Source organism: Streptomyces sp. NPDC048142, from assembly GCF_043202835.1.
GTDB lineage: Bacteria > Actinomycetota > Actinomycetes > Streptomycetales > Streptomycetaceae > Streptomyces.
In genome coordinates, this window is sequence record NZ_JBIDBC010000006.1 from 217,001 (window position 1) to 237,296 (window position 20,296).

General features: G+C 61.6%; 22 protein-coding genes. All 22 read right to left on the bottom strand.

The features are described from left to right. Nucleotides 1-25 precede the first annotated feature (25 nt). The 22 genes from ACGF2Y_RS11155 to ACGF2Y_RS11260 all read right to left on the bottom strand — a co-directional run bounded on the left by ACGF2Y_RS11155 (nucleotide 26) and on the right by ACGF2Y_RS11260 (nucleotide 20,266). A complete protein-coding gene (locus ACGF2Y_RS11155; RefSeq protein WP_392945186.1) occupies nucleotides 26-2,437 on the bottom strand; it encodes a phage/plasmid primase, P4 family in 2,412 nt (803 codons plus the stop codon). A 90-nt stretch (nucleotides 2,438-2,527) separates the two neighbouring features. Then, a complete protein-coding gene (locus ACGF2Y_RS11160; protein ID WP_392945349.1) occupies nucleotides 2,528-2,953 on the bottom strand; it encodes an HNH endonuclease in 426 nt (141 codons plus the stop codon). Between the two features lie 546 nt (nucleotides 2,954-3,499). Beyond that, a complete protein-coding gene (locus ACGF2Y_RS11165) occupies nucleotides 3,500-3,802 on the bottom strand; it encodes a hypothetical protein (RefSeq protein ID WP_392945188.1) in 303 nt (100 codons plus the stop codon). 49 nt (nucleotides 3,803-3,851) lie between these two features. Continuing rightward, a complete protein-coding gene (locus tag ACGF2Y_RS11170; RefSeq protein ID WP_392945190.1) occupies nucleotides 3,852-4,562 on the bottom strand; it encodes a hypothetical protein in 711 nt (236 codons plus the stop codon). 215 nt (nucleotides 4,563-4,777) lie between these two features. Continuing rightward, nucleotides 4,778-5,596 (bottom strand): hypothetical protein, encoded by an 819-nt coding sequence (locus ACGF2Y_RS11175; protein ID WP_392945193.1) that lies wholly within the window; start codon nucleotides 5,594-5,596, stop codon nucleotides 4,778-4,780. 211 nt (nucleotides 5,597-5,807) lie between these two features. Next, nucleotides 5,808-6,122, bottom strand: coding sequence for a hypothetical protein (locus tag ACGF2Y_RS11180; RefSeq protein WP_392945194.1), 315 nt, complete (start codon nucleotides 6,120-6,122; stop codon nucleotides 5,808-5,810). Next, the gene (locus tag ACGF2Y_RS11185; RefSeq protein WP_392945196.1) at nucleotides 6,112-6,363 is read right to left on the bottom strand and encodes a hypothetical protein; all 252 of its coding nucleotides are present in this window, start codon (nucleotides 6,361-6,363) and stop codon (nucleotides 6,112-6,114) included. Before ACGF2Y_RS11185 ends, ACGF2Y_RS11180 begins: the two co-directional genes overlap by 11 nt. A 235-nt stretch (nucleotides 6,364-6,598) precedes the next feature. Then, on the bottom strand, nucleotides 6,599-6,841 hold the full coding sequence (locus ACGF2Y_RS11190) for a hypothetical protein (RefSeq protein ID WP_392945198.1): 243 nt from the start codon (nucleotides 6,839-6,841) through the stop codon (nucleotides 6,599-6,601). 111 nt (nucleotides 6,842-6,952) lie between these two features. After that, the gene (locus ACGF2Y_RS11195) at nucleotides 6,953-8,227 is read right to left on the bottom strand and encodes a hypothetical protein (RefSeq protein WP_392945200.1); all 1,275 of its coding nucleotides are present in this window, start codon (nucleotides 8,225-8,227) and stop codon (nucleotides 6,953-6,955) included. Nucleotides 8,228-8,407: 180 nt separating this feature from the next. Next, nucleotides 8,408-8,887, bottom strand: coding sequence for a hypothetical protein (locus ACGF2Y_RS11200; RefSeq protein ID WP_392945202.1), 480 nt, complete (start codon nucleotides 8,885-8,887; stop codon nucleotides 8,408-8,410). Between the two features lie 106 nt (nucleotides 8,888-8,993). Continuing rightward, nucleotides 8,994-9,194, bottom strand: a complete 201-nt coding sequence (locus tag ACGF2Y_RS11205) for a hypothetical protein (RefSeq protein ID WP_392945204.1) — start codon at nucleotides 9,192-9,194, stop codon at nucleotides 8,994-8,996. Between the two features lie 26 nt (nucleotides 9,195-9,220). Further along, entirely contained in the window at nucleotides 9,221-9,982 is a 762-nt protein-coding gene (locus ACGF2Y_RS11210; protein WP_392945206.1) for a peptidoglycan-binding protein, read from the bottom strand. Nucleotides 9,983-10,056: 74 nt separating this feature from the next. Then, on the bottom strand, nucleotides 10,057-12,165 hold the full coding sequence (locus ACGF2Y_RS11215) for a hypothetical protein (protein ID WP_392945208.1): 2,109 nt from the start codon (nucleotides 12,163-12,165) through the stop codon (nucleotides 10,057-10,059). A gap of 281 nt (nucleotides 12,166-12,446) precedes the next feature. Continuing rightward, nucleotides 12,447-13,106 carry a hypothetical protein gene (locus ACGF2Y_RS11220; RefSeq protein ID WP_392945210.1) on the bottom strand — a complete coding sequence of 220 codons (660 nt, stop codon included), beginning with the start codon at nucleotides 13,104-13,106 and terminating at the stop codon, nucleotides 12,447-12,449. Between the two features lie 189 nt (nucleotides 13,107-13,295). After that, nucleotides 13,296-14,387, bottom strand: a complete 1,092-nt coding sequence (locus ACGF2Y_RS11225) for a hypothetical protein (protein ID WP_392945213.1) — start codon at nucleotides 14,385-14,387, stop codon at nucleotides 13,296-13,298. A gap of 29 nt (nucleotides 14,388-14,416) precedes the next feature. Then, nucleotides 14,417-15,151, bottom strand: coding sequence for a hypothetical protein (locus tag ACGF2Y_RS11230; protein ID WP_392945216.1), 735 nt, complete (start codon nucleotides 15,149-15,151; stop codon nucleotides 14,417-14,419). 54 nt (nucleotides 15,152-15,205) lie between these two features. Continuing rightward, on the bottom strand, nucleotides 15,206-17,431 hold the full coding sequence (locus ACGF2Y_RS11235; RefSeq protein ID WP_392945218.1) for a hypothetical protein: 2,226 nt from the start codon (nucleotides 17,429-17,431) through the stop codon (nucleotides 15,206-15,208). A 439-nt stretch (nucleotides 17,432-17,870) separates the two neighbouring features. Further along, a complete protein-coding gene (locus ACGF2Y_RS11240; RefSeq protein ID WP_392945220.1) occupies nucleotides 17,871-18,203 on the bottom strand; it encodes a phage tail assembly protein in 333 nt (110 codons plus the stop codon). A gap of 100 nt (nucleotides 18,204-18,303) precedes the next feature. Then, the gene (locus tag ACGF2Y_RS11245; RefSeq protein WP_392945222.1) at nucleotides 18,304-18,870 is read right to left on the bottom strand and encodes a hypothetical protein; all 567 of its coding nucleotides are present in this window, start codon (nucleotides 18,868-18,870) and stop codon (nucleotides 18,304-18,306) included. Nucleotides 18,871-19,280: 410 nt separating this feature from the next. Further along, complete coding sequence (locus ACGF2Y_RS11250; protein ID WP_392945225.1) at nucleotides 19,281-19,583, bottom strand: DUF5403 family protein; 303 nt, start codon at nucleotides 19,581-19,583, stop codon at nucleotides 19,281-19,283. Beyond that, entirely contained in the window at nucleotides 19,567-19,893 is a 327-nt protein-coding gene (locus ACGF2Y_RS11255) for a hypothetical protein (RefSeq protein WP_392945355.1), read from the bottom strand. Before ACGF2Y_RS11255 ends, ACGF2Y_RS11250 begins: the two co-directional genes overlap by 17 nt. Continuing rightward, the gene (locus tag ACGF2Y_RS11260; protein ID WP_392945227.1) at nucleotides 19,880-20,266 is read right to left on the bottom strand and encodes a hypothetical protein; all 387 of its coding nucleotides are present in this window, start codon (nucleotides 20,264-20,266) and stop codon (nucleotides 19,880-19,882) included. Before ACGF2Y_RS11260 ends, ACGF2Y_RS11255 begins: the two co-directional genes overlap by 14 nt. Between the last annotated feature and the right edge of the window lie 30 nt (nucleotides 20,267-20,296).

The following is a 20,296-nucleotide window of genomic DNA, read 5'->3' on the forward strand; positions in this document are numbered from 1 at the left end:
CGGAGAGGTCCCCTAGATGATGCGACTACTTGCCGAAGATGCCGGGTCCGCTAGGCGTAGCTACTTCCAGCGTGACGCCGATGAGCGCTTGCCCTCGGGACGTGCGCACGCGCTGTACTCCCCGTTCCTCAAGGGCCCGGTACAGCATGGTTCGCGACCAGACCTCCCGAGACTGCAACCCTTCTGCCTCGCACCAATCGCGGTACGCGTTGTAGACGTCGGTACCGTCCACGCGGTCAAGGCCACCGGTCGGGCGCAGCACATCGGGGAAGAAACCGGCAAGCGTGTCTGACGTCTCCCGGTATTCCTTGGTCGCGTTCTTCACCGGACCGGGGTCCTGTAGACCACCCGCGTACCACTCAATAGCGCCACGGACGGCCCATGCGATGATGCCCGCAGACTCGGCCATCAGCTTTCGGTCAAGGTCGTAATCCCTCTCGTGCGGAGCAAAATACCGCTTGAAAGGAATCAACTTGACGCGACGCCAAAGCCCCTCGTCCTGAGACTTAAAGCTAGGCTTGTGGTTCGTCGCAAGCATGATCAGAAAGGTTGGCTGATAGGTAAAGAATTCCTTGTTAAGGAATCGGGCGGTCACCCGGTCCTTACCCGTGAGCCGCTTTAGGACAGCTTCCGACATGGGCTTACCGCTCTCGCCCTCGGATGCCATGACGAGACGCGCCGAACGCAGCGCGGCAATGTCGTTGGGGATGCCGCCGCTACTTCCCTTGCTCTCGAAAGTGGCAAAGGGGGTGGTAGTCGTGATCTCCCCGAACAGGCTTGACAGCGTCTCCGAGTAGACCGACTTGCCGTTAGCTCCCTTGCCCCACAGAACGGCGAAGCATTGTTCCGACGTATGCCCGGTGATCCCGTACCCGGTGAGCCGCTGTAGGTACCCAGGCATGTCAGGCATACCTGGCATGATTTCAGCGATGAACCGTTCCCACCGAGGACACTTGGCGGACGCGTCGAACTCAACCGGCATGGTGGTTGTCAGCATGTCGGCCATGTCGTGGGGGCGCAGCTCACCCGTGCGGAGATCGACCACGCCATTACGGAAGCTGAGCAAGTCCGGGCGTGCGTCGAAATCGTCAACGTCTACAGCGACGCTCGGCACCGAGCGAAGTTCCTTCATGAGGTTGTCAATGTTGGTCGTCATGGTGAAACCGCGTGATTCCTTGGTGGCACCAGCGAGCACGAGAGCGGCCCCCATGCGGTGGATTTCCTGCCGTACCATCCGGTCCGACTGAACCCATACGCGACCATCCCACACGAAGTACCCGAGTCCGGGAGCGTGCCGGATACGGCCGTTGGTCCATGCGACAAGAGCGTGTGCATTCATCGCGTCTGACTGGTCGTACTTGGCGATAAGGCCAGCGATGATGCGCGCGGCCTCATTGCCTTCATCGACACTGACCGAGTCGGCACCCGTGCGAACGGTGATCTCCGCCGACGCCTTTTGCAGTGCCGCAGCTTGGGGGAGGCGTGCAGACTGAACGGCCCGGTGGAAAGCGGACGGGAACGCGTCAGGGTTCCGCATCCGCCATGCGTTCAAGTCGTCACCGGCGCGGGGGATAGCCAGCGCGTAGACGTCTATGCCGTAATCTCCGAGACCCTTGGACAGTCGCTCGGTGAACATGTTTCCGGCCGAGTCGTTGTCACCGGCCACAATCACTTGCGTGCCCTTGAGACCGTAGGCGAGATCCCGAACAAGCTCAGGACTACCGGCCAGCGAGGCACCCCGGACCATTACGACGTCGTACCCAAGCGCAACCGCTGTGAGTGCGTCTGACGGTCCCTCGGTGACGATGGTTGCCCCGTACCCACCGGAGCCACGGAACGCGCCGTACAGGCCCCACCGGGACGCGTCAGGGTTGGTCAGCCCTACCCACCGACCGGGGCAGTCTCCCGAGAGGTCCCGCCCCTGTAGACCGTGCGGGTTTCCCTCAAAGTCCTTGAACGGGACGGTAAGCCGGGGGTAGTTCGTGAACGCGCGAGACGCGTAGCGGAACTGTGCGCCAATCGGCGCGTAGCCAAGCTCCAATTCCTCGGCAAGCTCGGGGGTGAGACCGAACCGGTTAATGGCGTATGCACGTGCTGCGTTCGCGTTCTCGTCCCGCTGTAGCGCGTTGCGTGTGCAGTCAACGAAAAAGGCCAGCGCTGCAATGTGGCCAGCGTTGACGATGGCCGGTGGTTCCTTGGGAACGGTGTTGCCCTCTCCTGTTACGTCAAAGAGGTTCGGCCACGTGAGGCCAGCGGCCTTGATTACAGCGTCAGGCTTGCAACCGACGCGGCACGTAATGCGAACCTTGTTGTCATCCCCCCGCCAAATGCGGAGCGACGGGCGCGAGTCCCCGTGTGCCGGACAGCGAGCAATGTAACCGCCGTCGTCATGCTCGGCAACCTCGGTGAACCGACCGAGGACCGTAGAGAATTCCATGTTTTCTCCCTTCTAATGACCAGGGATCGAGTAGCTTGCGCGGTCACGCTCCGTAGACGCCGGCATTTACGGAGCGTGACAAACCGCAGGTCAGAAGGGGGGAGGCTCAGGCTCGAACGTCTCGGCCCACTCGGCTAGCGTCTTGGCACCCTTGGACAAGTTGCAGTCCGCACACGCGGGAACCATGTTCGATTCCTTGTCGGCTCCACCCTTGGACAGCGGATGGACGTGATCTAGGTGCGTAGCCCAACGTCCGCAGTAGCAACACCAGTTGCCCCACCGGGCGAAGATCGCGGTTCGGCTGTACTCCTCATGTTCGGTGCCGTAGTCGGCCGCACGCTTCCGCTGTGTCAGGGTGTGGCGCTTGTCGGTGTCCAGCGAGGCATACCACTTGCGGCGGTGCTGAGCAGCACGGACCTTGCGGCAAGCGGAACATGCGGACGATGGACGCTTAGCCTTACCGGCTAGGAAATCGGGAGCGGGCTTTTCCCGCCCGCATAGTCGGCACGTCTTCATAGCCAACGCACCGCCACCCCGCGCGAGATAGCAGCGGAGAGAGCGTCAAGAATGCGTCCCCAGTCCGCACGCTCTCGCGTCGCCTCGGTGAGCCAAACGGTATCGCCCTCGGCCATCGTCCGAATATCCCCGAGGGCGGGGGAAGTCGTATAGCTTAGAAACCGTTCCATGAATCCTCCTGAGCACTCCGGAACGTTCCGGAGTGGTGAACGCAAAAAGGGCCCCGCACCACAGCGGTTAGCCATGGCACGGGGCCCTATCGGGTCCGGCGTTATTCGCCTGCCTCACCGGGCAGGATTAGCCGGACATGTTCAGCGGCAACCCATACGGATCGCTGCGACTTACGGCGAGTGAAACCCGACTCATCTCCGGTGGGCTTGACCTTGAGCATGGGGAGTAGGCGACCACCCGCAACACGAGTGGTCACCTTCTCAACCCGAGCATCGGTCATGCGCACGCGGTTACCCTGACGCGCGGCATAGGCCACAAGGTCACCCTTGTAAAGTTCCTCGCCCGCATAGTCCGTGACAACCCCGCGCTTACCCACTAGATCACCGCGTAGCCGGTGGAGACGGGGGCACCGACCGGCAGAACTTCGGCCGTCTCGGTGGACGTGGTCTCGACGGTGTCGGCGGGCTCGGCAACCTCGGAGGTGTGGTCAACGAGAGACGACAGGATGACAGCGTGGGGCACGTCGCGGCCGTCGTCCAGCTTCACAACCTCGGCATCGGCAGAGTTGAGGACCGGGGCCAGCGAGACAGCCTGACGAACGCCACTCGCGCGGACAACGAACGTGTCAGCCTCGCCGTACTCGTTGGTCTTGCCATCGGTAACAAGGTAGAACGCCATGGGGAATCTCTCCTAGATGAGTGTCAGAAAGTGCGGGGGAGGGAGGGGTTTAGTAGTCGGTGTCCGGCGCGTCCGATACGGCATCGGCGTAAGGCTTGAGGACCTTTACGACAGGCTTGCGGTAGGAAACATCCCGACCGGCCTTAGTGGTGAACTCGACCAGCTCTAGCGAAAGCTCGGCCAGCGCCTCACCCTTGACCATGGAAAGCGCGTTGTCGATCTCGTGGAGAACTTCAACAAGCTTCCATGAGGTGGACTGGAATCGGAACTTACCAAGGTGGTAGTCCTCGGCCAGACGGAAAACCAGGTTGGTGTAAGGCGACGGACCACGGCCAGACTTAGCGTGTGCCTTGCGGTCTTCCATCAGGGGAGGGCAACCGCACGCCTGCCCGGCGTCCTCTTCCGGGGAAAGGAACTCGACACCATCGCAGTGATGGATGAGACCCGAGCGGCCCCACAGCTTCATATCCGCCGTAAGCGCCTTTGGGCTCTCAATGACGATGAGAACCTTGTCCGTCTCGGTGACGATCTCGTTAAAGTCCTCGCCCGTGGTCTCCCACTCGTTGGACGTTCCGCCCATGAGCTTGGTCACCGCGTCGGCAACTTCGGGGTCACCGGTCGTCACGCGCCAAGTGGCAAGCGACTCGGGGCGGTTACCCACCATCCGGCCCGAGCGGAAGCGACCGACAAAGTCGTCTGCGAACTGTCGCGGCTTGGGCTTTGCCGCAGGGTCGGTCTCGAAAATGCGCAGGCCAGCCATATGCGTTCTACCTCTCGTCTGATTCTTTGTGACGAGAGGGGGAGCGGGGTACGCGGTCGTGTCCCGTACCAATCCGGAACGTTCCGGATTGGTGATCCTTGCCGACCGTTCCGCCGCTCGCCCCTCTCTAATAATCAGAGATCGTGTAGCTTGCGCGCTTTATCGCTGTGAGCAGTCCAGCTTGTGACCGGAATTGCGGCTGCACTCACGACACATCAGCGGCCCCGACGCTGCGTTCCCGTCACCATGCCAGAGGCACCGCCCGACGCGTAAGGCTTGCCGATGACCGTCTTAGAAACCTCGCGGTCCCAATCGAACGTCTTCCGCAGTGTGAGGAAATGCCCGAATACCTCGACGTCGAACCGCACCGGCTTGAACGACCACTGATCAGCGGTGATGTGGAGCACCGCCGCAGCGTCGATGTGCGGCATGGGTTCCTCGTTGCCCTCGGGGTCAATCAGCTTGTCGGCAAAGCCATACGCAGCCATCTGTAGGGCAACGTCCGGATACGTGGCCTTGGACGTCTTCCAGTCGGCAATAACCGTGACCATCTCGCCGTTCTCGTCCTTGACGCGTAGCAGCGCATCGAACGATCCGGCGTACTTGTGCGTGTCGCTCCAAGCCACATCCTCGGCCCGCAGTAGCTCGGGCTGAACCTTGTCAAGGAAGTCACGGAAGTTGTCGGCGTACGGCTGCATGTCCGGGTGAAGACGGCGGGGGACATACTCACCCCGAATCAGGCGCTCAAACAGGTCGTGCGCATCCGAGCCGATACCGGCCCGCAGCTTGGTGTACCGGCGCGCGGCACCCTTGAGGTAATCAACCGCCCCGTCACGGTCGCGCTCGGCCATCTGCTGAACGAACGGCAGGGAATCCACGGCGAGTTCGGCCGTCATCTTGGACGCCCAAAACTGTAGGAAGGGCTTAGGGAGCATCCCCACAACCGAGGTGACACCCGGTACCTTTTCCTTGGTCTCGGCGTTGACGTAGAAGCGGGAACCGCCCCGCTGGATCGTGCTTACCTTGCTGGCCACTCTTGGCCCCTCTCGGGTAGGAATCTTCCCTTCCCAGAGATCGAGTGGCTTGCGGTGTGCTGAGTGCTGTTCTCGGCGGTGTTTTCGGGTTGTCTATAGGTTTTCTTATGGTGACTTGATTAGAGGTAGAGAATCGACACTCAACACACAAAGAGGCCCCGGACCCTTCCCGCTGTGGGGTTGAGTCCGGGGCCCGGTGGGGCGGAGGGTGTCAGGCGTGGGCTCGGCGGTGACGATCCCGCCATGCTTCCCAGATACCTTCAATGTGAACGGCGTCGGGGCCGCCCCTCTCGAACCGTGCATTTCGCAGACCAACGCACGCGTCGCACACCGCTTGCTGTACGGACCGGTGCGCGCCCTCGGGGTCCGGCTTCACGTTAACCGGCTTGCCGTCCACAATGGCCACATCCGGGGGGCGGTTGGTCATGGGGTCAACGCGGATCGTCGTCACGCAGTCGGGGCACGCCATGAACGAGACGCGGCATCCGAAGCAGTGGAACATGCCGATTAGGTCATCAGCGGTCATCTTCGGTCTCTCCTTTGTTGAGCGGATCGGGTTCGGGCACCTTGGCCAGCGCGTCAGACACAACGGCTTTCATGCGTTCTAGCGCGTCGCGTGTGGCTGCAAAGTCCATCGTCCCCGAGGGGGTGACCTTGGGTTCTTCCATCGCCCTACGTGCTGCATCGAACCGTTCGCGGTCCTCGGGCAGGATGCGCCCCCGGATCACGTCTAGCAGTGACTCTTGCATGTCGCGGAAGTCGGTCACTGCTTACCCCCTTCCGGGGCCCTGAGAGCCCCTAGGAACGCCTCAACCTCGCCCCCTGGGGGTCGGGAGGTGTCGGCCGTCAACGAGACGTGCAAGGCCCAACGTAGGGCCGTGACGCGTGCCTGTACTTCCTTGCGCCGAGTCTTGCCCCACCGGTGGCCGTCCCGCTCGGTCTCCGCGTCAAGGCGCAGGATCTCGCGCCCGATGATCTCGGGGGACTGTTCAGCGGTGGTCATCATTCCTCCGGCTGTGACTCGGACACGATGACCACCAAGTCACGAAACGGGCACGTGCACTCTCCGGTGTTCGTCCGGGGGATGTCGCCCTCGGGGAGACGGATTACCCCAAGGCTGCGCATCCAAGGGTTCTTGGTGGAGTACCGCGCGGTCGGGTGATTCTTGCAAGTCAGGATGCGCTGATACGAGTAGTCGTCTGTCCAGTCGAACTCACCGACCGGAACAAGGTCTGCCTTGTCCATGTCCACTCTCAGTTTACGTGTCGTCACTCTGCGTCCACTCCGTAACGTTACGGAGTGCTAGGGGAGGGGCCCCGCCCGAGTGGTTCGAGCGGGGCCCCTAGATGATGCCGACTAGCTGAGCTTGGAGAGCGCGTCACCGAACTTGCTCAACGCGTCCGTGATCTGCTTGCGCAGCTTCTCGCGCTCTTCGTCGCTGTACTCCTCGGCGTTCGCCACCACCGAGACGACGTCCTTAGCGGCCTTGTCCAGCTTGGCGCTGGCCTTGTCGAACGCCGACTTCTCGTCGGTGCCACCGCCGTTGCCCTCTCCCTCTCCCTCTCCGTCGTTCTCGGAACCGTCCGTCAGCTCACCGGCCGCGCGACGCTCGGCAAGTTCCTTAGCGGCCTTGGTCTCCGCACGCTTCCGGGCCGCACGCTCGGCGCGGGACTCGGGGTCAATCTTGTACTCATCAAAGAGAATCGCGGAGAGGGGGCGTTCCTCGGTGGCCTCACCGACCAGCGCGGGGAACAGTTCGGCCGCCTGCTCGGGGGAGTCGTCCAGCGTCCGAACGAACTGCGGGAGAACCGCAGTCATCTGGTAGCTGATCTTCTCCTGGAGCGATTCCATCAGGTCGTCAAAGTCGGCCTTGTCGTTCTTGTAACCCGACTTGATCAGCTTCTCGGCGGCGGCATCCTTGATGCGACCGGCAAGGTCCCTGGACGCCTGACGCGTACCCTTGAGGTCCGGGCGACCCTTCTTGTCCGCGACCCGGAGTCGGGCGTCCAAGATGGCCTCAGCCAGCACGCGGGCCGTTTCCTGGGACGAGACCTCGGCGCGGATGCCCTCGGCCATCTTGTCCGACGTATTGTCGATGATCTCGGCGTAACCGGGGATCTCTTCAACCGTGGTGGTCTCGGGCTTGACAACAGCCGTGGTGGTCCGTCCCTTTGCGGCGGCGACAGCTTCCTTGAGTCGCATCGACAGCGGGGCCCGCTTGGCGGCGCTGATCTTGAGGAGTTCGGCGTTCGCCTGTGCCTGAGTGCTGGTGATCTTGTCGGCGTCGCCCTTGGCCAGGGTGGAGAGAACGTCAATCAGGTTCTCAACATCCTTGGTGACCTCGGCCAGCGTCTCGGCGTCCGTCTTGGGCTTGGTGTCGGTCTCGGTCTCGGCCACGGTGTCGCTCTCCTCGGTGGTGGTGGTCGCTGCGGTTGCTGCGGTGAACAGCTTTGCGCAAGTCTTGCACAGGTTGATCTCTGCGTTGAAGTCGTCGGCGGGGGTAGTGGGCTTTCCGGTGCACGCCGTCTCGCTCGCGTCGGTCAGGAAGTGCGGCGTCTGTCCCTTACCCAGACGGCCGACCTTGTGACCAGCGGTGGTGACGTCCCCGACCGTAACCGTATTCGCTGCCATTTCCCTACCCCTGTCTGTTTCCGGCTGACTCCGTGTCGGCCTCACAAGAAGAACACTAGACCTATCCACGGGGCGTGTCAAACCCCAACTTCAAACTTCGTCCGAACGGACCACCCCGGAACGTTCCGGACTGGTCAGGGACGCAAAAAGCCCCCACAGCGTGAGCCATGGGGGCCAGTCTTAGCGCGCGATGCTGTCAGCCTGTGCGGCCAACTCGGCAAGTGTGCTGTCGTTCATGATGGTTACGCCTACGGGGAACCCCTCTAGTGCGGTCTCGCTCTCGTGCGCGTTGGGGGAGGGGTCGCCTAGAGAGGGTCGGATCACACGGACGAGTCGGAACCCTCGGCGCTGTAGCGCTATGGCCTCATTGGGGTACCGCACATCCGTTACGACGTACGGGCGTCCGCCGTGCGCAAGTTCGTTGATGAGTGCGTTTACCCAGTAGTCGGGGTCACGCTGCCTGACGCTCTGCCCGGTGTGTTGCAAGATGCGGCGAACCTCGGGGTACGTGTCCTTGGCGTACTCCCAACCCACATCAGCAATGAGCCGGTGAAGCCTCACCATGACACCGGGGGAGGTGGGCACCCAAGGATTGATCTCTAGCGCCATGTCCTTAAGCGGGTCCGCGAACGCACGGCGCGTGTACTCGAACCGGGTCATCAAGCGGGCACCGACCGAGTCTTTCCCCGACCGTGCCCGCCCGATGAGTGCAACGTCCCTCAACTGTGCCTCCCTGATAGGTGGTTCTCACCCATCAGGGATCGCGTCAGTTGCGCGGGTCGGTGGCGTACGCCTGTGCCGTCTTCTTGTCCTCGGTGCGCTGGACTGCCTCACCAACACCAAGAACGGCGGCAACTAGACCTAGGGCTAGCTCCGTTGGTAGCTCCGGCACGTAGTGCGCCACTAGGGCGAACAGCGCGACCGCAACCGCGTAGAAGCGTGCCGCGTGAGCCTTGACGAACTGCATTGTGTTTACCTCTCGTTGATGCTTACTCATACCTTCGGAACCTTGAGCGCGTCCCACTGCTTGCGACCGGGCCAGCCATCGCAGTACGCCGGGGCGTCACCTAGCTTGCGCTGGAACTTCTTGAAGCTTTCGCGGTCGGCGTTCGTCCACTTGGAACCGGGGCCAACCTTGTATGCCGAGCACCCCACCTTTACAAGGCGCTTGCCCATGGCGGTGATGATCGGGCTGTTCGGCTTCTTCCGGAAGAACTTCACACCGGGGAACGGCTCGTACCGCATCGGGGCCGGTGCCGACACCGGCTCTAGCGAACCGTCCTGAACCATCTTGTACAGCGCACCACCGGGGCAAGCCGTTGCGTACCCGTCGCGGTGACCTCGGATCTCCTTACCGGCCCCGTGTGCGCGGTTGTAGGCGATGGCGTCGCGGATGCCCTGTACCTGATCAGCGGTTGGGGTCGTGTGCCCCGAGGAACCGACGAACGCGAGAACTGCAAAGTGGTTGCGGTTGAGCGTCGTGTTGCCGTTCGCTGCGTTCTGAGCGTTCAGCCCTCGGCCCTCAAACACGTAACCGTGCTCGCAGACAGCGAAGTTGTAACCGATGTCGGCCCAACCGTTACCGTTCATGTGCTGATTCTGTAGCTTGCGCATGTACGCGGCACACGTGCTATGAACGTCCGCGCTGTACGCCGTGCCTAGGTAGTGGACCTTAACGCCGTAGTTCGAGCTTACGACCGCGTGACCGTTGTCCGGCTTACGTGCGCCCCACTGTGCGCGGGTAACTAGCTTCACTGGTAATGCCTTTCAAAAGGGGGGTGCCCTGCCCGAACAATTCGAGCGAAGCACCCCGTAACGTTCCGGAGAGGTTAGACGCGCGCTAGCGCCATGATCGGATAGTCATGGTTAGCCAGCGCGCCGCTTGCTGCCTGATTCAGCGTCGCCGGTAGGTTCGCGTTAGTCTGGCCCGACTGGTACCAAGCGCGCGCCCACGGCGAACCAGGCATCCAAAAGTTGGCGGTTCCAATTGGGCTTTCGTTCTGCACATGGAAGAACGAGAAATCGGCCGTGCCACCCGTGACCAGCGACCACGCCACCCAGTAGCGACCGGGGGTAAGCGTGGTGGTGGTGATCGTCATAGGCACCGCACCAATGTGGTTCGTCTTGTTCTCGGGCATTGCGCCCGCTTCCTGACCCGCCATGGTCAGCGCGACACCGGCCGTCTGAACGACCAGGGAGCCGGTACCAACTCCGCTTTCTCGGTAGATACCCGCGCGGTAGCGGTTGCTGGAAACACCACCGTAGCCACGGGCCCACATGACGATTCGGTTAACCGTCGTGTTCTCCGTGATGTTGAAGCCGGTCAGGTAAAGACGCTGCGGCGTAAGGTACTTGGCCGAAGGGTTAGCCACCGCGCCCGGATCAACCGACCACGCCTCAAACCCGAGAGCCTGTGGCGTCCACGTGTTCTTAGCGCCACCGCCGGGCATGGTCGGAAGTTGAACGCTTGGAACCTTGCCATCCGATCCGAGCGAGGCAACACCGTTGGCGGTGCCCTTAGTTGCCAGCGGTACAGGCTCAACTACGGTGAAACGGGAGTTAGGTGTAACGACCTTGAGCGCGCCGCCCTCGGAGTACATCGCGACCCCGCCGCTCGGGTTGGCCGTTGGGACCACCGAGGCATCACGGAAACCGAGAACGTACGTACCACCGGCAAAGTCAACGGTAGTCGGACCGATGCCCACGTTATACATCGTGTTTCGTAGGCTGTTGCTGTACGCATGTCCGGCGTCGGTCACACGGAAGTACGTTGTACCGTCGCCGCTGAACGCGGTAAATGGGTGCCCCGTCGCTCGGATGGTGGTGGAGCCGGTGAGATCCCCGCCCGACAGAGGGAGAGCACCGACGTCGGCGGGGGAGAGGGTCACAACACCCTGTGCGTTGGGCTGTACGCCGTTTACAGCGGTTACGGTGCCCGAGCCGGTGCCGTCCTTGCCCGCTGGCCCCATAGGCCCTGTGTCGCCTGTGTCGCCCTTTGGGCCGGTAGCACCGATGGGACCTCGGATGCTTCCCTTGTTGATCCAAGTTGTTCCGTCATGCTGGTAAAGATTTCCGGTATCCGTTCGGATGCCGAAGTCACCAGCCACACCGACGTCGTCAAAGTCGGACCCCAAGGCAGAGGCGTACACCTTGCTGCCGTCTGGACCACGTAGGCCGGTGTCGCCCTTTACACCCTGGATGCCCTGTGCGCCGGTATCTCCCTTGTCTCCCTTGTCTCCCTTGGGGCCCTTGAGGTTGCCCTTTGCGGTGCCCCATCCGGACGCGTCACGCTGCCAAAAGTCGCCAGTGTCCGACCGGATGAGTAGGTCACCGGGCTTGGTCAGGCTGCTACCGGTTGACTCGTTGTTGACGTAGATGTTGTGTCCGCGAATCTCTCCGGTCTGGAGAGTCCACGTGCTGTTCACCTTGGCGTACGTGGTAAGGCGCGTGTCTGTGATCCCTAGGAACGGCGGGGTGACCTCGGTACGTACGTACATGTCGCCATGCTTGCCGAGTCCGGCCGGTGGGGTCGCCGTCCCCTGATAGATACGACTGCCCTCTACGCCAACGTAGTTCGGCGTTCCGGGGTCGGTCGGCGCAAGTTCATCTAGGTAGGGATCGACTAGGGACTTGGGTAGCTTGATCGCGTAGGGCTGTCGGTCCGCAACACCCTGTAGGCGCTCCGTGATCCAGTAGGCCCAATCGGTGGGGTTGCTGCCTGCAACGTCCGTGGCCGGTAGCGTTACATCAAACTTGCCCTCGGCGTCCAGCGGAAGAATCACCGGGCCCGTAACGAACACGTCGGCGTTCGGGAATGTTAGGGGAGTGGGGGCCAGGATCTCGACCCAACCGCGTAGCGGACGGCCGTCCGGCCCGACGTAGCGACCATGAAGCGTAACGGTGGGCACGGATGCCGGTAGATTGAACAGTGTTGCCATTAGTCCTCCCCTACCAGTCCGGAACGTTCCGGACTGGTCATACCCTCGGCCTCAAGCATTCGGCGTAGCTGGCCGTTCTCGATACGCAGCGCCTTAACCTGGATAGTCAGTTCGTTTACTTGCTTTTCTAGTAGCTCGGCCCGCTGTGATTGCGACTCGGCAATGTCCCGCCACGTGTCCGTTAGTCCACGCTTCCACTTCTGGAGCGAAAGGAAGACGAACAGAAGGGAGGGGATTACCACGTCAAGACCAGCGGGAATGCTGTCTAGGCTCATGGTTTCCTATACGGTGAATACGGGTTCGTTGATGTTCGGTGGGCGGACGATCTTTGCGTTACCGCCCACGATCCAAAACCAACCGTTCTCGCTGGCACCGGGCGCGCGATCCTGGGGGACTCCAACGCAGTAATGCATCTGAGACAGGTTGTATTTTCCGTCCCAGCTACCCGGAAGGTCGTTCCATGCGACCGGGGCCGGAGTCCCAGAGTCAACCCACGTGTTACTAGAGGTGTAACGCATCCGGTTACCCCAAATCCAAACACCCTGGCGCTCGCCGTTGTTGTAGAAGAGCTGGCCGTAACCGCTAGGTGGGGACTTGTCGCTGTCCTTGTACGGGCCGAAAACCTGCCGTGCCGGATCTTCCTTACGTAGGCAGTCATTCGGGTTGCGGTGCTGTAGCTCGATTGTGTAAATGGCATCGTCGCTGTCGGTGTAGTCCCACCCGAATTCGATCCCATGAATCCATCGCCACTTGGAAACCGACACGACATTTGAGGTGTTGCCCGTAAGTCGGACAGTGCTTGTCGCGCTCACGCACTCCTTTAGCGAACTCCCGTAAGAGTGACGGAATGCGGCTAGTCGTACTTCGGCCTCGGAACGACCGGGGCGCACGTCGTAAGCCAGGAACTTGGACTCGATGCGGTCGTAGCGCAGACCGGTCACGTTGGCCACGCTCACCGACGACCAGACATTCCCAGCGACCGGACCGCGTGGGGTGGCCGACCATTCAACGCATGGGTACTGGTCATATGAGGTCTGCGGGATGGGCTTGCGCTCTAGCGCCTCTAGGCGCGTCTTCATCGCCCGTAGCTCTGAGACTAGATCCGGGCTAGTGGTCCCTGGACGTGCCATTTATGCACCCTCCGTTTCCTTGAATAGGTCAGACTGAACGAGCGTGAGAGAGAGCCGGTCGGACCCATCAGAGGCCACGGAAACGGCAGTCTCGGTGATGACGTACTCGGCGTTCACGAGACCGAGGAAACCGTCATCAGTCGTGATGCCCGCGCGCATACCGGGCTGTAGTTCCAATGGAGAGAACAGGCCGGGGTACGTGTCGGCCTTTGGGAGAATCACCGGGGCCGATCCGAACGCAAGCGCGCTGCGTACCTTGTACTGCAAAGAGGTAGCCTGCTTGACGCTGGTCTCGTTGAGCACCACGTTCACTTGCGGAATCTGCGTCAGTAGCGCGGGGTTTGTATCCGTCTTGAATGGAGTCACAGAGGCCGTGCCGTCCGTCGCGCCTACAGCGAATGCAGCGGCGGCAAGGCTCGTTCCGTCCACGGAGATGTCGGGGAACTCGCAGTTGACCCCTTGCTGTAGCGACTTGCCCGAGTCGTAAGGATGCCGGTTGGCCGTATTGCGTACACGGTTGCCAACCTTGGTTCCCTCGGTCACCCAATAGGGTTCGAAGTACAGGAAGAACCCACCGCCGTACTTGCCGGATGCCGGATCGATCGACGTAATGTCGTCGGCAAGATCCATGAACACATCGGACAGCGGCTTCATCTCGTACGGATTCCATGTGCGCGTTCGTACCATGCTGGTACTCGTCATGCGTGACGTATCCGTGCCGATAGCGTTAGCCGTACCCGTGATGAAACTCTCGATCATCTGCGTCTGCTCGATGTTCTTGAACTTGACTCCGGTATAGCCAGTCTGACGCTTAGCCCAATACGAGAGGTACCCCGACGCCGAGAGCGCGATAGTACGGGCAGTCAGGTTGAGACGGTAGGCCCATACGAGACCACCCCACACAAGCTCAGTGTCTCGCTGAATGGCAATGCCGGTTCGGACCGGAAAGAGGTCAGCCGGTGTAAGGGGAGTGCCGTCGATCTTGGGAACCCCAATAGGGACTTCCACGGTGGCATTTCCGGCCTCATCCATGACGTACGAGTAAGACAGCGACGAGAACGGAATCTCGGCGTACACCGTCTGAGTCTTCATGTTGTATAGGAGTACGCGGTAAGTCGCCATTAGATCCACTCGTCTCGCATGGTCAGCCATACTTGTCCGGTCGGGTCCGTCCCGCTATCCGTCATGGTGAGGTAGTGATCACCGGGCGTGAACGACGGACGCTGAGCCACGGGGATAGTGAAAGTGCCGCTGCCAGTGATGTTGTGCACATCGCCGGTAACGGCGTTCGTCAGCTTGGGGTCGGTCACCTTGACGCCTGTTGCCAGGTGCGGCGTAATCGAGCGCGTACCGTCCACCGAGATACGCGACGTAACACCCTTCTTAAGCGTGATGCTCGTCGTGTCAACGGCGGTAATCACGGGGTCGGTGGCAAATAGCTCGATCTCAAAGGCGCACGACAGGCGCGCGAACGATGCGTCAAGCGGTGCAGAGCGCTTGCGCGTACGGGCGTTTATGCTTGCGGCGCGTCCGTTACAGAGTCCGGGAATCTGGAACGTGAGAGGGGTCTCACCATCGACACCGGGGGAGAATGCGCGCATGATCAGGTTGACCGAGCTGTTGAACTCGTCGGGCGTAAGCGCCTGCACCTCAAGGCTTAGCGCAATGGTGCGACCACCCATGTAATCGTCACCGGCCCATAGTCCGTCCCGCTGGATAAGCGTTACGTCATTGGTCCGAATGTCCGGCATGGTGAGCGGGTCAAAGTTGGTGAAGTTGACAGCGGGTAGGGTCTCGGCGTCACCGATGGTGAGAGGGCCGTAAGAGATTGTCCAGTCAAGCAATGAAACCGCCAAGGTAGAGGGGGTGGCCGGGGGAGTACCCGACCACCCCGTAACGTTCCGGACTGGTTAGCGGCCCGAGGTCCGAAGAACCCAAGCCACTTCACGCCCGATTTCCGCAGGGTCGGCGTTCGTCTCGGCGTTAACCGTTACGTTCTGCGCCGGTCGCGTAGTCGTCGTGTCGGAACCGCGCTGCGCGTCCAGGGACTTGCGCATAGCGTCGTTGACGGCGAGAGATGCGCCGTCCGCCTGTGGTAGCTCCGTGAGCGCCTTTAGTGGGCTATCGACCGTGCGCAGCATCGGGGATGCGGCGAGAGTCGAGATGCCCATAGGCATAGGTGCAGCCATCAGCGAGAACGCGCCAAAGCCGTCTGTGTCGTCCGCGACAGACATGCGATACGTCGATACCTTGCCGATGTCAGGGACACCGGGGATCGCGTTGTACGCGCCGATAAGCCGGTTGATGACGCCGATGATTCCGTTGATGGCCGACTTGAAGCCCTGTTCGATCTGCCCCGGTAGGGGCGCGATCCCGTCCCAAATGCCACGGAAGAAACGCACCGCGTCAATGCAGAACGAGCGAATAGAGCTAAGCGTGTTCGTCAGCTTGGTAATCCAGTTGGATAGCCACGTGATGATCTGGCGAACAGCCGGAACCAGAGAGGCCACGATTCCCGAAACGAGCTGAGCGACAACGCGAATGACCGGAGTGATTACCGGGACAAGCACGCGTAGTGCTGCGTCGATAAGCCGCGCGAGTAGGGGGAGGAGTGGCGTTACGGCGGTGGCGATGGCAACGAAAGACTCCATCAGCTCACCGAGACTCGGGCCAAGCGCACCCATGATCTGAGTTGCGATGTCCACGAATAGCGGAATCAGGATGTTTAGCGCATCCAGGATCGGCGCAATGAGCGTGGGTAGCACCTCAAGAATGGGAGCTAGCAGCGTCATTAGCAGCGTGCCAAGCTGAGTGACCAGCGGGGCGAGCTGCATAAAGATCGGGGCCAGTCCGGTTACCAGCGACTCAATTAGCGGAAGTACCGCCATGAGGATTTGCGAGATAACCGGTACGAGTGCCTGAATTGGTGGCACGACAAGCGCGACCGCTTGCGCAACGATAGTGCCGAGAACCTGCCCCAGTAGCGTGAATACCGGGGTAAGGCTGGTCAGTACCGGCGTAAGCGCGGTGATAGCGGACGTGATCGCTGGCAGCGCGGCCTGAGCGAATGCCGTAAGGCCCGGCATGATCGCCTGAATAGCGGCACCGAGCGCACCGCCTAGAGCCTGTGCAAGCTGACCAACGAGAGGCGCGATTGCCTGGACGGCGGGAACTAGTCCAGTCGTCAGACCGTCAAGCAGCGTGACGAGACCGGCCGACACTCCATCGAAAAGGGGGGCGAATGCCGACGCTAGGCCACCGAGTAGGGGACCGAGGGCGGCGAGGATATCGCCTAGTCCGCTGAACAGCGATTCCATAGCGGCACCGGCACCGGTCGCGTGCTCGCTCATTGACGCGAACATGGACCCTAGGCCAGTGCCAAGGGAACCGAGACCCGAGGACATGCCCTCAACTACCGGCCCTAGGTTCTGCATTGCGGTCGTAAGGCCCGGTAGAGCGTTGGACGCTAGACCGGTGAAACCCTCGACCATAGGCTTGACCCACTGCGCACCAGCGGCGAACAGTGGGCCAAGCTCACCAACTAGGCTTTGAACGGCGGGCATCGAGTCGATAAGCGCCTTACCCAGTGGCTCGGCCACCTTGCCGAACTCGGACTTAATGGCGTCCGTAGCCTTGGTCATCTCGGCCTGTAGCGTCTCGCTTTGCGCGATAGCCATAGCGCCGATGCCGATCATTGCCAGCGGTAGCGCAGCGAGAGCGGCACCCGCAGCAACACCGGCTAGACCGATGGCACCTACCCCGATACTGGCCTTAGTGGCTACACCGGCAACACTCCCGAGCGAACCCAGGATGCCCGAGATTGCGCCGCCCGCGCGGGACAGTCCGCCCCGGTCAACGTCGGCATCAATGGTTGCCGTTCGGTCTCGCGCTACTCGGGCTAGCGCGGCCTCAGCGTCCGCCGTATCGGCGTTGACGTTGACGTTGATGTCCCGGTCACCCAGCACCCGGTTAAGGTCTGCGGCGGCGGACGTCGTATCAACGTCGATGTTTACTCGTACTTGGGTCCGGCGCTCGATGCGGTCTAGGAACCGCTGTAGCGATGGAGCAAACCGCATAGTGTCGGGAAGAACCCGAATCGCTACGCGGCCCGCTTCGGACCCGCCCGGACCGGCCATGCGTACCCCCTAGGGTGAGGCACGCGAGGCAGACCCTAGGGCTTGGGCAACCGGTATTCAGGAATTGGCATCGCGTGCGGATTGTTTCGGATGAGAGTTTCCGCAGCGCGGTACTTGCGTGCACGCGTACCCGGTCGCTCAAAGGGCTTGGGCTTACTGGGCTTGCGCTTTGCGTTCTGAGCGTTGACCGCCCAAGTAGTCATATTCACCGAGTCGATAAGACATGCCAACAGGTAAGCCGTCGTGTCCCATCCGGTGTGCTCACGGCCACCACGAGCGGCCGTCACGAATGCGGAAGTCTCCGGGAGGTGGGCGACAAGCGCGAGGCAGGAACGCGGAGAGACAGCGCCGGAGACAGCGTCAGAAAGACGCATCCCGTAGCAGCGCTGAAAGTCGGCGTACAGTTCCGCCCCGTGCTTATCGATCATCTCGCGGAGAATTAGGCTTCCGGGGCCTGCGTCGCCTCGCTCCAAGCCTGAATCAGCTTGCCCTTAGCGCCGAGGGGGAGCGCGTCTAGAACAGCCTTGAAGCCGTCCGTGTTATCGACAACTGCGAGTAGTACGGCGTCGATTGCGTCTTCCTGCGCGTCTGCCTCAGCGTCCTTGGAGTTGACAACCTTTACGGCGTCGGTCACTGCCGTACGCTCATGGCGGGGGAGGACCGGAACGGCGCGAAGGTTGTAAGCGACCCCATCGGGGCCGGTGAACTCGACAGCCTTATAGCTCTCCGCTACCTCAGCCATCAGGTCATCAAAAGTCAGCTTGTTACCCATGTGTTTGGTCCCTCGGTCCCTGTGAGGTAAAACCCTCCCCTACAGAGGGACCAGAACTGTAGGGGAGGGGAGTTAAGCAATCCGGAACGTTCCGGACTGGTTACGGCGTGGCGGGGCCCGGTGCAACAAACGCGTCAATGTCACCAAGCGACCCATCGGAACCGGCGAGAATGGTTCCCTTGATCGGGAACTCAAGCAGCGCGGTCGGGTCAAAGGTGATCGCGTCTGAGCCGAGTAGCGACACATTCGGGAAGTAGATAGGTAGCATCTGCGTACCGTCCACGAGCACGATAAGTAGCGCCTTAGCCTGTGCCGTTGGCTTGGCCGGAATCTTGAACGAGCCGTCAGGCTGCGTCGCACCGGGGCCAGCACCGAAGTAAAGGCCGTACGTCTCGGCGGACGCCTGTAGGGCATTCAGCGTGAGAGAGTACGTAACGTCCGGGTTGGTGGTTCGTAGCTTCGGGTTCTGCCACGAACCGCGCGTCTCGGGGTCGTCGCCATCACGGCCAAACTCGATGCCGTTCTCTAGCGACGTGTGCCCTACCGAGTCCCAACCAGTACCGGGGGCCAGCGGGTCAAATGAACCGGTTGGCTTGGTGAGGTTGGGGTTACCGAGATACACGTAACCGGTACCGGGTAGAACAACGTCGGAATCTTCTAGCGCCATGGGTTATGCCTTTCGTGCGGGTCGCGCTGTCAGTTGGTAAGTCGCAATGAACCGCGACAAGTTGGCGTGATCCTCGGGGCCGGGGGACCAGGGGCCGGAAACCTCGGTGAAACTAGCTAGCGACCCCTCGTCGTCACCAACCTTGGTGCGGCACGCATCAACGAGAATCGCGCGAACCTCACGCGCTAGGCGGGAAGCTGAGCGCCGTTCGGTGTGCCAGCACTGAACATCCATCAGCGCACGGTCTACGAACCGAGGATCGGGAGCGGCCCCGCCAACGCGACGTGCGGTCACGAGAGGGCTTGCGGCGTCCCAGTCGGCCGGTAGCTCAATCACGCTGCGAACGGCCGTTAGGCGGGCGCGTAGGGCCTTGAGAACCAGCGCCTCAACGTCGGGAAGAATGGGGGTACTCACTCAAGCCCCTTCTCGATTGCGTGGATTCCTCGCACGGGGCGGCCCGACTTGCTGTCGATGTGACCCCAGTTGATCGAGATCGCGTTAGGGTCATTGATGGCAACTAGCCAGTCTTGGCGTCGGTGCGGACCACTGGCCTTGACGACCTTTACGGACGCTGCAAAGTCACCGGTGATTCGGTGGGACGATGCAGCGGAACGGACCTTGTACGCGCGTCGCTGTGCCTCGTCGTGTACGGCATCGTTGACACCGGGAAGGTTGGCGATCTGCCGACCGAGGTTGCTACGCAGACTTGCCACGTTCCACCACCTCGGCCGAGTAGAACCGTGTACGCGCTGAATAGTCACGCTTGAGCGGGGGACGCACCACCGACCACTCAACGCCGAACATGGTCACTCGGGACCACGGGCCAGCGGGCATGTTCTTGCCGAGTAGCTTGTAACGGCGGGGTTGCGTCCAGCCGTTCGGATCATCCGGGCTCATAGGTTGCGCGATTACGCGAACCTGTACCGGGGCACCCTCACCCGGCTTGGTCCCGCCGTATCCGTCGTCAACGAACACAGCGGGATAAACCGTGATGGGTACCGGGGCGCGATCAAAAATCGCCACGGCTGTAATCCTTCCCGTGCGGGTAGTGAAGTCGCTTAGCGACAATCACCGGCCGGTTAACGGGGATGGACACGAGACCAGTTCGGCCCGACGCTTGACGGATCGTCATTAGCTCATCGGGCCGGAAAAAGAGACCGGCTGAACCTGCTTCGGGGAGCCGGTAGGAATACTCACCGGCCATCTCAGAAACGTAACCCTCGGGGTTACGCATACGTCGCTCGGCTACGGCGAGGACAACACCCTTGACCACATCGGGAACGGGGTTGCCGTTCATGCCCCACAGCGGCAGACCGTAAAGCCGTGCCAGCGCGGACACGTCGTCAAGAGCGGCACCGGCGGCCAGGCTCTCGGGTTCCGAGAACTCGACCCCCATACGGGCCTCTAGATCCTCAACCGTCGCTAG